This is a genomic window from bacterium (genome assembly GCA_030647005.1).
Lineage (GTDB): Bacteria > Patescibacteriota > Patescibacteriia > JACPHY01 > JACPHY01 > JAUSKG01.
Map to the genome: position 1 here is coordinate 1 of JAUSKG010000032.1, position 11,755 is coordinate 11,755.

The following is an 11,755-nucleotide window of genomic DNA, read 5'->3' on the forward strand; positions in this document are numbered from 1 at the left end:
GCCGCCTCGCCGAGACCGTCAATGACGGACGTGATGCCGCGCTGCTCGATGACCTGCCGGAGCTGCGCCTCGGCCTGCTGCCACACCTCGGGTGTGCCGAGGTACTTGTCCATCTGCTGCGGATCGTGGCGCGAGAACCGGACGATGAGCGGCATGCCGAACTTCGCGTAGAACCGATCCACGATGTCCCAAATCTTCAGGCACTCATCCGCAATCTGCGCCATGCGACAGAACACATGCGCATCATCCTGTGTGAGCGAGCGGACGCGCGCGAGTCCGGAGAGCTCGCCGGTCTGCTCGTCGCGGTAGCACGTGGTCACCTCCTTGTAGCGAATGGGAAGCTCACGGTAGCTGCGCTGACGGCTCGCGTAGATCTGCGTGTGGTGCGGGCAGTTCATGGGCTTCAGGGCGAACTCGTGCCCCTCGCGCGTCGCAACGTGGAAAAGCTCATCGGAGAACTTGTCCCAGTGCCCCGATGTCTCGTAGAGCTCCCGCTTCGTGATGTGCGGGATCCATACCTGCTCATACCCGTACGGTCGCTCGAGGTCCCACACGAAATCCGTGAGCGCGTTGCGCATCGTGGTCCCGCGCGGCGTGAGCATGGGCAACCCGGGTCCCACGAGCGGCGAGAATACAAAGAGATCAAGCTCCTTGCCCAGTTTCTTGTGGTCGCGACGCTCGGCCTCTACGAGCATGGTGAGGTGCGCATCAAGCTCTTCCTGCGTGAGGAATGCCACACCGTAGATGCGCTGGAGCTGGGGGTTCTCCTCCTTACCGCGCCAGTACGCGCCGGCGAGCTTCGTGAGCGAGAACACGCCGAGCTCCTTCGCGCTCGCCACGTGTGGCCCACGGCAGAGATCCGCGAAGTCCGCTCCCGTGTGGTAGACACTCACGACATCCGGCCGCTCGCCGAGATCCTGTTGCTCCTCCGCGCGCACGGCGGTTGTCCCGCGCTCCTGGAGATCGCGCAGGAGCTCACTCTTAAACTCCTGACCGCGAGCATTGAAGAAGCGCACCGCGTCCGCGATGGGCATTTCCTCGCGTCGGAACGCATCGCCACGCGCGATGATCTCGCGCATCTTCTCCGCGATCGCGGGGAGTCCGTCCGGCGAGAGCCGTACGGAGTCACCGTTGGCATCCCGCACATCGAGATCGTAGTAGAAGCCGTGCTCGATGACCGGCCCCACGCCGAGGCGGGTCTTGGGATACAGCTCCATGACCGCCGCAGCGAGGAGGTGGGCGGTGGAGTGACGGATGGTTTCGATGGTTGGTTGCGGCATAGTGGGGTATCTTCCATGGTAGCCACCAGTGGCTTGACGTGCAACCTCGTCTCTGCTACCGTGTGTGTAATGGAGTCCATTCCCAAGTGAGGTGCTCATGGACGATTTAGTTGGCGGGGTCATCGAAGCCGCCGCTGAAGGCATCGCCGAGGTCGCGGGTGAGGTGCTCATAGACGAGCGCACGTCCCGACGTGGTGATGGCGGATGCGCGCTCCTCGCGCTCGTCGTGTTCATTGCAGCCATCGGCTCGCTCGCGTTGCTGTACTATTTCTGGTGAGGAGGAGATCATGTCCCAACGTTTCCCGAAGACCGCAACGCACACCGTGCTGTTGGAGCAGGAATCGAACGACAACTACAGTGTGTCCGTTCCCGCACTCTCCCAAAGAGTGTACAGGGGGGAGAGAACGCTCAAGGAAGCACTCGCGACCGCTCGGTGGCTCATCGCGCTCGATGCGACCCAAGCCCTCCTGTTGGGTCGGGTCCTCCCACCAGACAAGCCAATCCCGAAGCGCGCGCAACGCAGGAAGGGCATCCGTGTGGTGCGCGTGCGTGCCCGACTGAACACCCCCTTCGCCTAACGACGCGCACGCACCATTCCGCGAACACCCCGCTGCGATCACGCAGCGGGGTGTCTCTTGTTTCTCTCGTGACCGCCTCGCATCACTCCATCTCCCGAAGTTCCACTTCAACTTTGCCGTTCGCGGGAACGGTGTCCACCCAGAATGGCCAGAGCCGTACCTCAACGCCTTCGACGCCGGGAATGGACTGGAGGGAGGTCTGCACATCCGCTGGGGTGAATCCCACGATGCGTGAGACATCAAACTGCTCGAGCGTTTGCCCCACGCGGGCATCACCGGTCGCCGTCACTGCGATGGTGGCGCGTCCGGTCCCCTCCTCGAGCACCACAACGCGAGCAGCGAGGGTGTCCTCATGGACACGCAAGAGCGTGCGGCCCTGCACGAGCGCGGCCTCCTCGAGCTCCGCGCGCGCGCGTTCGACAAGCGCCCCGCGCGGCAAAATGAGGATGCGTCCGCTCGCAACCGCGGTCGCGCTCATGGACGCGAGTGCATCACCGACCGCCACGTCCGTCTCCGTGACGACGGACTGCTCAAGGATCGTCGCCTCCTCTCCCGCGTACACCGCTTCTGCGACGCGACGGGTGAAATCCGCGCGTGCCGCATCGCGCGCAGCGAGCTTGAGTGCATCGAGCGCTTCCTGAGTCACCACCGGCTTCGCCGCGCCCGCGACATCCGATGTCCCCTGACCACCTGACATCGGCGATGCGGACTCCGCCCAGATGCGCTCCTGGAGCCACGGCGAGAGTCCGGGAATGCGGAACTTCGACGACCCGATATTTCCATGGACACCCGACGCATCCGCCGTCACTGCAACCGCTTCGACCCTCCCGCCGGCGGGGATGGCTACCGAGCGATCGAGACGGAAGAGGACGCCCTCCGGTGTGAGGAGACGCGTCGTCGCCACGAGCGTCTGCGCGACGCTGTGCGTGTTCACGAGCGTGACGGTACCAGTCGCCTGCTGCGGCGGAAGCGTCGCGAGGTCCACGGCATCCCCCACGGACTCCACCGATCGCTCGACGGTCGCCACGCCGTCAATCGCGACGATGCGACCCGCGAGCTCATCGCCGCGGTGCACGCCGCCAATAACCGCCACGTCGAAATCGGCACGAATGGGCACCGCGCGCACTTGGACGATCAACTCCACCCGCCCGAGCGAGAAGAGTGCCGTCGCGAGCGCAATGGCAATGACGACCCCCACGAACGACACCGCGAGCTTCTCCGCTGTTGTCGTGGGCTTCCACATCCGCTTCCTGCTGCGCGGCACACGGGAACGCTGTGATTTCGGCATAGGTCTCCAGTATAGCATGGAGCAATGACGTAGCGGAGGTCTTTAGACCTCCATCCGACCGTGCGCTGTAGGCGGAGTGCTCGCGCTACCGTGGAAACCTAAAGGTTTCCGCTACGGGGGAATGGCCTTGTCTCCGAAGCTGGCGCGGGAGCGCCGAAGATCGAGACCTCCTCGTGCACCGCGCTGGCACCGAGGAGCGACTCGAGCGCGTCGCGGAGGTCGCTCATGGGCGCAACCGCGATGCCGGTACTCAGGACGTGGCCGCTCGGGGATCGCAGACGCACCGGCACCGTGCCCGGGTGCTGCTGGAGGAGCTGCTTGAGTGTCGTGAGCTGCTCCTGGGAGAACCCCGGCGGGAGATGGAGGAGGAGGGAGCGCTGCTCGGTGCGCCCACGGGTCTGCACGCCAATCTGCTCGAGCGCATCGCGCTCCCGCCCGGGAAGCACCTGCACCGCGCGATCCGCGAGCACCTTTGGAACCCCGTCCTTGTCCGATCGCTTCCCGCGCACGAGCACCGTCGTCTCCTCCATCCACGCCTGCGGATTCGCTTCCAGGACGCGCGGGAACACGACGACCTCGATCGACGCGGTGTGATCCTCCACCTCCGCGAAGAGCATGGGGTCGCCCTTCTTGGTCACGATGCGCTTCGTGCGCGCGATGACTCCGCCAAAGAGCACCTCACTCCCGTCACCCACTCCAGTCCCCTTGCACGCCGCGATCGCGGTGATCGCATCGCCAAACACCTCGACGGACGCGGCGAACGGGTGCGCAGAGAGGTACAGGCCGAGGAGCTCCTTCTCCCACGCGAGGAGGAGGCGCTGCACCACCGGCTCCGCATCGCGGAGCTCGAGCGCCATACGCGCACCGATGGACCCAAAGAGGTTGTCCTGACCAGTCGCCGCATCGCGCACCGCCTCCTTATTGAACGCGAGGAGGCGATCAATGTTCGCGAGGAGTTGTCCCCGCTCGCCGAACCGATCGAACGCGCCGCTCCGGATGAGTGACTCGAGCGACTTCTTGTTAAAATCCTTATCCTGTACGCGGCTGAGGAGCTGCTCGAGATCCGCAAACATCCCGCGCGCGGTGCGCTCCGCGACCATCGCACCCACAACGTGCTCGCCAACGTTCTTCACCGCCGAGAGCCCAAAGCGGATCGCGCGCGTCCCATCCGCCTGCGGGACGACGGTGAACATCTCGTCGCTCTGGTTGATGTCTGGCCCTAGGACACGGATCTGCATCTCGCGGCACTCCTGGATAAGCACAGAGAGCCGGTCCGTATCGCTTCGCTCCGACGTGAGGAGCGCGCACATGAACTCCGCGGGATAGACCGCCTTGAGGTACGCGGTCTGGTACGCGATGAGTGCGTAGCACGCGGCGTGGCTGCGATTAAATCCGTACCGTGCGAACGGCTCGATCCACACCCAGATGCTTCTTGCGAGCTTGTCGTTGATACCGTTCGCAATCATGCCGTCCACGAGCTTCTGCTTCTGCTCGTCCAGGAGCTTCTTGATCTTCTTGCCCACCGCCTTCCGGAGCACGTCCGCCTCGGAGAGCGAGAACCCCGCGAGGTCCCGCGCGAGACGCATGAGCTGCTCCTGGTACACGAGGATGCCGTAGGTGTTCTTGAGGATCGGTTCGAGCTTCGGGTGGAGGTACGTGACGGGGTTGCGCCCGAACTTGCGCTCGATGTACTCCGGAATGAGATCCATGGGTCCAGGACGGTACAGCGCGACCATCGCGATGATGTCCTCGAACTCCGACGGCTTGAGGTCCTTGAGGTACCGCTTCATGCCGCCGGACTCCACCTGGAAGCACCCCGTGGTCTCCCCGCGCTGGAGGAGCGCGAACGCGCGCGCGTCATCGAGCGGGAGCTGCTCGATGTCCATCTCCTCGCCACGCTGGCGCACGAGGTTCACCGTGTGCTCGATGATCGAGAGGTTCGAGAGGCCGAGGAAGTCCATCTTGAGCAGCCCGATGTCCTCCACCGCGTGCATCTCGTACTGTGTGACAATGGTCGCATCGTCCGCGGAAGCGCGCTGGATGGGGACGTGCTCCGTGAGCGGCTTCGCGCTGATGATGACGCCGCACGCGTGCGTGGAGGTGTGCCGCGCGACACCCTCCAAACGCTTCGCGATGGCGATGAGCGCGCGTGTGGTCTCATCCGCAGCGAGGAGTGCTTTGAGCTCCGGCTCCTTCCGCTCTGCTTCCTCGAGCGTCGCGCCGAACGGGATGAGTTTCGCGAGCCGATCACAAAATGTGTACGGTACATCCAACACGCGGCCCACGTCGCGAATCGCCGCGCGCGCGGCCATCGTCCCAAAGGTAATGATCTGCGCCACGTGATCCTCGCCGTACTTCTCGCGCACGTAGGAGAGCACCTCATCGCGGCGATGGTCCGCGAAATCGAGGTCAATGTCCGGCATCTGGATGCGCCCGGGCGCAAGGAAACGCTCAAAGAGGAGATCGTACGCGAGCGGGTCGAGGTTCGTGATCTTGCAGAGGTACGCGACGATGCTGCCTGCGGCCGATCCGCGCCCGGGCCCCACGACGATGCCACGACCCTTCGCCCAGTTCACGAAGTCCTGCACGATGAGGAAGTAGGACGAGTAGCCCATCTCCGCGATGACGCCGAGCTCGTAGGTGAGACGATCCCGTGCGTCCTGCCGGCGTTGCGGCGTGGCACTGCCGTAGCGCGCATCCATATTGCGCTCGCAGAGGTTCCGGAGCTCACCATCGTACGTCGCACCCTGCGGGATGGGGTAGCTCGGGAGGTGAATTTTTCCGAGCTCGATTTCCACCTCGCACGCCTCCGCAATCGCGAGCGTCGCGTCGCACGCCTCGGGGTGATCCTCAAACGCGAGGCGCATCTCCTTCGCCGTACGGAGACAGTAGTTCTCCCCCATCATGGAGAGGCGATTCGTCTCTTCCCGCTTCGATTTCGTCTGCATGCAGAGCAGTACATCCTGGGCTTCTGCATCATCCGCGCGGAGGTAGTGGCAATCATTCGTCGCGACGGTGCGTACACCGAGCGCGGTGCTGAGCTCGTAGAGACGCTCGTTCACCGCGCGCTGCTCCGGCGTGTTCGAGCGGTGGTGCACCTCGAGGTAGTAGTCCTCACCGAAGCGTCGCTGGAACCGCTGCACGATCTCCACGTCCTGTCCGGGCTTCCCATGGAGAATCGCTTGCGCGAGCTCGCCGCCGAGGCACGCGGTGAGTACAATGAGCCCCTCGCCGTACCGGTCGAGCAGCTCCCAATCAATGCGCGGCTTGTAGTAGAACCCCTCGAGGTGTGCCGCACTCGAGAGCTTGAGGAGATTCTGGTACCCCACGTTGTTCTTCGCGAGCACGATGAGGTGGTTCGTCCGCTTCTCCCCCGCTTGCGTCTTCTGGAGCCGACCGCCGGGCGCGTAGTACGCCTCCATGCCGATGATCGGCTTCACCCCCGCCTTCCTGGCGGCCTTATAGAACTCAATCGCCCCGTAGAGGGCTCCGTGGTCCGTGAGCGCGACCGCCGGTTGCTTATCCTCCTTGACCGCGCGTACCATCTCCCCGATGCGCGTGAGGCCATCGAGGAGCGAGTAGTGGGAGTGGTTGTGGAGGTGGACGAACGATTGCCCCATACTCCCACATTCTAGCCAACCAATCCCCCGCTTGACAGGAGGAACCCGTGGCGCTATAGTCAGAAGGATCTCGATTATCGAGTAATCGAGGGGGCGATGCTCCCACGAATGCCTGGGAGCACACGCGCGGTACATGCGGCGGAAGTGGCGCCGCATAAACGGGAAACGTACATCGGGAGTCGCGCGCTGATGTTGAGCACGTCCCTCCCGGTATACAGCCCAACCGGCTTTCCACTCCACACAGACACCCATCGGCCAAACCGATGGGTGTCCTCATGTGATACGCTGGCGCGATTCCCTACTCCGTCACCAACGGCAATCCCGCTTTCGTCCAGTCCTCCTTGCCGCCCTTGTAGTCGCGCACCGCGATGTAGCCCATGGATTGGAGGAGCCGCGCCGCACCCGTGGATGCGGTGCAGAGAAAACTCGAGCAGTAGACCACAATCGGTGCCGCACGATCGGGGAGGAGTGCTGCCGCGCGCGCCTCCAGCTCCTGCAACGGAATAGTAATCGCCTTCGGGAGATGTCCGGATCGGTACCGCTCCTCAGGCAACACCTCAACGAGCGTCAACGGCTCCTCGTTCTCGAGCATCTCGAAGAGCTGCTCTTTGGAGATGAACGATACTTTTCCCTTTGGCATAGGTGCGTGTAAAAAAACAACGAGTCGTGGGGCTCCTCGCAATGCAAAAGGGGGCTTGCAGAGCCCCCTTCGGCGACTACAGCGTCCCCAAGTTGAGTACCTGATCGAACGTGATCTGCTTCACGAACTCCTCGGAGTGGCTCACCATGATCACGCCGCCGACGAACTGGTCAATGGCCCGCGCGATGATGGGGAGGTGACGGAAGTTGATGTGGTTGGTCGGCTCGTCAAGGATCAGGAGCCCCGGCTGCTGGAGCACGAACCGCGCGAAGCAGAGGAGGCCCTTCTGCCCCTCGGAGAGTGACACGATCGGTTGCTCCAGGAGCTTGCCACGGAGGAGGAACGCCGCCGCGGTGGCGCGCAGCACCTCATCCTCCTTTTTCTCCATGACCGACAGAAGCGCATCACGCACCGTCTCATCAAAGTTGAGCCCGGAGAAATCCTGTCGGTAGTAGCCCACATGCACGCCCTCGGGGATCTGTGCCGCAGGGTCGCTACCCTCCGCGAGGGTCCGCAGGAGCGTGCTCTTCCCAATACCATTCGGCCCCGTCACGAGCAGACGGGTGCGCTTGCGGATGGTGATGTCCACCGGAACTGCGCGCGGCGCGTGGTGCTCGATGATCCGCACTGCGGTGATGCGTGCGAGCACGTTCGTGTCCTGCTGCGTGGGAATCGTGAAGTCGCGGATGGTGCGATCCTCACGCCGCACATCCACCATGGAATCCTCCGCCTCGTCCACCTGGTCGCGGAGCTTACTCGCGAGCTTGCGCATTTTTCCGCCCTTGTGCGCGAAAAAGTTGATCTTGTCCTTGCGGTCCTGGATGCTCTTGAGGAGCTGCGCGTTCTTCGCACGGTCGCGCTCAACGCGCGCGGCGATTTCCACCACGACGTCCGAGTAGTTCCCCACGTACTGCTCCACCTGATGCATGTGGGCGTCCAAGTTGAGGACGCCTTCCGTGAAGGAGTTGAGGAAGTCCGCGTCGTGCGAAATGACGATGACGGTCTTCTCGTACATGATGAGGAACGCGATGAGGTGCGCGATGCCATCCGCGTCGAGGTTGTTCGTCGGCTCGTCAAGGAGGAGGACGTCCGGTTGCTGGATGAGCGCGTACGCGAGGAGCAGCCGCGCCTGTTGACCGCCGGAGAATTCCCGCACTGCCTTCTCGAGCGGCGCGGCAAGATTCACCGTCTCCAGGACATCGGCGATACGCTTGTCGATGGCTCGCGGCACGTCCGCGAATGCGCGCGCGAAGAACTCGCGCACGGAATCGTCCATGCGCTCGCGCGGCATGACCTGGAGCCCCGTCGCGACAGTCGCGCCCGCCTGCACGCTGATCTGTCCGCTCTTTGGCGCGAGTGCCCCGGTCATGAGCTGGAAAATCGTACTCTTCCCCGCACCATTCTGCCCCATGAGCGTGATCTTCGCGTGCTCCCGAACAGAAAAATCCGCCTCATGCAGGATGGGGTGGCTCTCGTCGTACTCAAACGAAACCTTATTGAATCGCACGATGACATTGCCATGATCCATAGGCCCCCATTGCACCATAATTTCCACGTTCATGCAAGTTTCCCCATTTCCTACGGCTGCTTTGGTTGCCAACGACGAAACATCGCGCGCATCTGCTTCTCATACTCGCGAAACGGTCGCATCCCCATCCGTCGTCTGCGCAACGCAAGTTGCTTCCGATTCTGGATGAGGCGTGGAGCAAAAACACCACGCGTGTTGGTGTACCACTGCGATCCGTAACGCTGCCGTTTGCCATGATTCACGAGCACGCGATCCACAAGCATCGCATAGAACTCCGGCGGCGCCTGTCGTTCCGCAACCGCACGTTCCATACGTGCTCGGCACCGCTCCTGCCAGCCCACATCGTGATCCGCATGCTGCACGAGAAACCATGCAGCCACTGCGCCGCGCTTCCCAACCATCGCGAATGTTGGCCATCCGTACGTCCGGACGATCACCTTCATGCGCTTCGTATGCGCTCGATCAAGAAACCGATCCCACCGACGTTTCCCCTTTCCGAACGCGATGCGCATGCGTTGATCACGACGCATCATGCGAATGAGTTCTCGAGCGAGCGCGGGGTGCGCCATTGCCATATTTCATCAGATTGGAAACGGGACTGGGAAAATCGGACTTGACATGCTCTGTAGAAATCTTGTGATTTCAATACCCGATCTGCAATCTGGCAGTGTGGAAGATGAGGAATATCTTACCATTTGGATCCCAGGACAAACCCGAAATAATGAAAAGATTGGTGTTCTCTACAGAGCAGACTTGACACGATTTCCGTCGCCGAATGCATTGGCAAGGGCGTTGATAATACCGGTGGAGTGATAGGTGGACTTGACATCGTTTTTCACATGCGACAATTCACCATCATCTTAATACGAATGAACTCGTGAACTCATTAAAGTGAGTATCATTACCATCCATAGTAGCAGGGTAGGAAACCGACAAATCGATCGGGTCTCCGTTCACAATAAAACCTACACCCTCATTTTTAATTTTGACGCCCTCGCTTGTATATTCAATCAGATATTCTCGTGCTGGGAATCCTTTGTACTGCGCCGCCTCACTAATGACCAATTTTGCATCATCTCCAAGTCCTAGACTTTTCCCGTTAGGAAAACGGCTTAGGTAGGCATTGATGGACTCTGTGGAGTAAATTTCAGTGTCAATGTAAGTGACGCTGTACTGGATATAGGTTTCACTATCTACAACAGACAGGGATTTATAGTGGGTACCAGGGTAACCACTAAGCTCAAAAGTGGTCACCTCTGGCTGCCCTGGAAACAGAACTTGAAGACCCTTTGATTCATCGGTGTACAGCTCAAAACCTGCTATTACTACAGGCACACTTGATTCCATGCCCACCTGAACCGCTTGCCGTGCTTTCTGACGCGCACTTTCAACTGCAACAAATGCAATACCAACAATTTGGATGATGAATAACATTATCGCAAAGATCAATGAAGCAGGGGCAACAAATCTCGCAAACTTTACCATTCTATCTGATTCCGAATTCTTTTTGGATTGCTTGAGCATTCCCACTGCAATCATTCCAAGGACCAGCGATACTACGGGAACCGTCACGAAGGCAAATGCTATCGTTGCCATTAGTGATGATTTACTTGCATACGACCACGATCTTCTCTCTGAAGATTCTGCCTTGCCCGCCGTCGGCTTGTCAGTATTTTGTGGGATCATATTCGGCATAACGAATCTATTTCTCTGTCCATCGCAGTGCGAATAATCGTGTCAAGTCCGCTTCTCTATATGTTTAAATTGATAAGCACAAAGTACAAAATAGCTGTGCCAATGATCATAACAGTTAGAGCAGTTTTCCATCCTCTCTTCTTTCGAAGCACACCAAAAGAAGGAATTAGTATGCCCAGCACTAGGCCACCAAGTGATGCGGGTAATCCAACATGGTCTATGAGTACGGTGAGCAAAAAGACCGCCGGAAGAGAAAGCGCCCCATTGATGACAAAGTTTTTCCCTGTAAAATATTCTTTCATAAATTGAAATTCATAGGGACAGTGGACTTGACACGATTATCCATTTCTTTCTTATTGTGTGAGTTGCTCAAATTGGTTCGAATCAATCTTAACGATCTGTGTATCAAAAATGGTAGCGACCACAGACACAGCGATCGATACAAGGGAAATAATAATCGCCCACGTTGACATCCGTTTTGCTTCTCGTGCATTTTTCCGCGCCTCTTTCAACTCAATGAAATCAATGTACTTAAATTTTGCATCTAGATTTATTGCGTATTTTGCATCATTACCTAGTGCGTCCGACCCTCCGCATGCAACGCAAATGAAAAGCGTTTCTCTCGTTGCTGCGCCTGGATTTCCTCTTAGGGATCTGTTATTGAAAGCGGCGAGTAGATAATCTTTCAGGATTTCATCTTCTGTTGGATTTGGCACTACAGAATCTTTTATTGCGGAATAATTAAAACCATCACAGAAAAAACTTCCACAGGAAATTGATCGAATGTAGATGTCTTTCTCCATGTATTTTGATAACCACGTTCTTCCGTAATCGTGAAAATCGTGTCAGGTCCGCTTCTCACCAACCACATCAGATTTGACACGATTGCTGCACGAGGCACATCACCGATACGCGTCCTTCCGATCGGCGACACGGAGGATGACGATGAGGAGTTTGCGTTTGTGGACTTCGTAGATGATCCGGTATGGCCAGACGCGGATGACACGGCAGCCGGAGTACTCACCGCAGAGCTTCTTGCCTTCATGCCAATGAGATGAGAGGCGGTCAATGGCTCGCCAGATGCGTGCCTGCGTTGGTGTGGAAACTTTCCGGATCTCCTTGACGA

The 11,755-nt window shown here is 59.6% G+C and carries 12 protein-coding genes; 2 read left to right on the forward strand and 10 right to left on the reverse strand.

The genetic code is table 11. From position 1 onward, the window contains the following. Positions 1 to 1,280, reverse strand: a 1,280-nt coding sequence (locus Q7S96_04535) for a threonine--tRNA ligase (protein MDO8463503.1), incomplete at its 3' end; no start/stop codon positions are given. Between the two features lie 97 nt (positions 1,281 to 1,377). Here Q7S96_04535 and Q7S96_04540 point away from each other — a divergent pair. Further along, complete coding sequence (locus tag Q7S96_04540) at positions 1,378 to 1,557, forward strand: hypothetical protein (GenBank protein ID MDO8463504.1); 180 nt, start codon at positions 1,378 to 1,380, stop codon at positions 1,555 to 1,557. Between the two features lie 10 nt (positions 1,558 to 1,567). Continuing rightward, entirely contained in the window at positions 1,568 to 1,858 is a 291-nt protein-coding gene (locus tag Q7S96_04545) for a hypothetical protein (protein ID MDO8463505.1), read from the forward strand. 82 nt (positions 1,859 to 1,940) lie between these two features. Here Q7S96_04545 and Q7S96_04550 read toward each other — a convergent pair whose 3' ends face one another. The 9 genes from Q7S96_04550 to Q7S96_04590 all read right to left on the reverse strand — a co-directional run. Continuing rightward, positions 1,941 to 3,146: a hypothetical protein gene (locus Q7S96_04550; protein MDO8463506.1), complete on the reverse strand. Its 1,206-nt coding sequence runs from the start codon at positions 3,144 to 3,146 to the stop codon at positions 1,941 to 1,943. Positions 3,147 to 3,244: 98 nt separating this feature from the next. Continuing rightward, on the reverse strand, positions 3,245 to 6,766 hold the full coding sequence (dnaE, locus tag Q7S96_04555; GenBank protein MDO8463507.1) for a DNA polymerase III subunit alpha: 3,522 nt from the start codon (positions 6,764 to 6,766) through the stop codon (positions 3,245 to 3,247). A gap of 298 nt (positions 6,767 to 7,064) precedes the next feature. Further along, positions 7,065 to 7,406 carry a rhodanese-like domain-containing protein gene (locus Q7S96_04560; protein ID MDO8463508.1) on the reverse strand — a complete coding sequence of 114 codons (342 nt, stop codon included), beginning with the start codon at positions 7,404 to 7,406 and terminating at the stop codon, positions 7,065 to 7,067. Positions 7,407 to 7,482: 76 nt separating this feature from the next. Beyond that, positions 7,483 to 8,934 carry an ATP-binding cassette domain-containing protein gene (locus Q7S96_04565; GenBank protein ID MDO8463509.1) on the reverse strand — a complete coding sequence of 484 codons (1,452 nt, stop codon included), beginning with the start codon at positions 8,932 to 8,934 and terminating at the stop codon, positions 7,483 to 7,485. 50 nt (positions 8,935 to 8,984) lie between these two features. Next, positions 8,985 to 9,509: a hypothetical protein gene (locus Q7S96_04570; GenBank protein ID MDO8463510.1), complete on the reverse strand. Its 525-nt coding sequence runs from the start codon at positions 9,507 to 9,509 to the stop codon at positions 8,985 to 8,987. 280 nt (positions 9,510 to 9,789) lie between these two features. Beyond that, a complete protein-coding gene (locus tag Q7S96_04575; GenBank protein ID MDO8463511.1) occupies positions 9,790 to 10,629 on the reverse strand; it encodes a hypothetical protein in 840 nt (279 codons plus the stop codon). A gap of 56 nt (positions 10,630 to 10,685) precedes the next feature. After that, the gene (locus Q7S96_04580; GenBank protein MDO8463512.1) at positions 10,686 to 10,931 is read right to left on the reverse strand and encodes a hypothetical protein; all 246 of its coding nucleotides are present in this window, start codon (positions 10,929 to 10,931) and stop codon (positions 10,686 to 10,688) included. A gap of 51 nt (positions 10,932 to 10,982) precedes the next feature. Next, the gene (locus Q7S96_04585; GenBank protein ID MDO8463513.1) at positions 10,983 to 11,432 is read right to left on the reverse strand and encodes a hypothetical protein; all 450 of its coding nucleotides are present in this window, start codon (positions 11,430 to 11,432) and stop codon (positions 10,983 to 10,985) included. A gap of 99 nt (positions 11,433 to 11,531) precedes the next feature. After that, a partial coding sequence (locus Q7S96_04590) for a type II toxin-antitoxin system mRNA interferase toxin, RelE/StbE family (GenBank protein ID MDO8463514.1) occupies positions 11,532 to 11,755 on the reverse strand: 224 nt, incomplete at its 5' end.

Bases quoted from the DNA above. Each gene is read 5' to 3' on its own strand.
- Q7S96_04540 (MDO8463504.1), top strand. From the start codon at position 1,378: ATGGACGATTTAGTTGGCGGGGTCATCGAAGCCGCCGCTGAAGGCATC.
- Q7S96_04560 (MDO8463508.1), bottom strand. From the start codon at position 7,406: ATGCCAAAGGGAAAAGTATCGTTCATCTCCAAAGAGCAGCTCTTCGAG.
- Q7S96_04565 (MDO8463509.1), bottom strand. From the start codon at position 8,934: ATGGATCATGGCAATGTCATCGTGCGATTCAATAAGGTTTCGTTTGAG.
- Q7S96_04575 (MDO8463511.1), bottom strand. From the start codon at position 10,629: ATGCCGAATATGATCCCACAAAATACTGACAAGCCGACGGCGGGCAAG.
- Q7S96_04580 (MDO8463512.1), bottom strand. From the start codon at position 10,931: ATGAAAGAATATTTTACAGGGAAAAACTTTGTCATCAATGGGGCGCTT.
- Q7S96_04550 (MDO8463506.1), bottom strand. From the start codon at position 3,146: ATGCCGAAATCACAGCGTTCCCGTGTGCCGCGCAGCAGGAAGCGGATG.
- Q7S96_04585 (MDO8463513.1), bottom strand. From the start codon at position 11,432: ATGGAGAAAGACATCTACATTCGATCAATTTCCTGTGGAAGTTTTTTC.
- dnaE (MDO8463507.1), bottom strand. From the start codon at position 6,766: ATGGGGCAATCGTTCGTCCACCTCCACAACCACTCCCACTACTCGCTC.
- Q7S96_04570 (MDO8463510.1), bottom strand. From the start codon at position 9,509: ATGGCAATGGCGCACCCCGCGCTCGCTCGAGAACTCATTCGCATGATG.
- Q7S96_04545 (MDO8463505.1), top strand. From the start codon at position 1,568: ATGTCCCAACGTTTCCCGAAGACCGCAACGCACACCGTGCTGTTGGAG.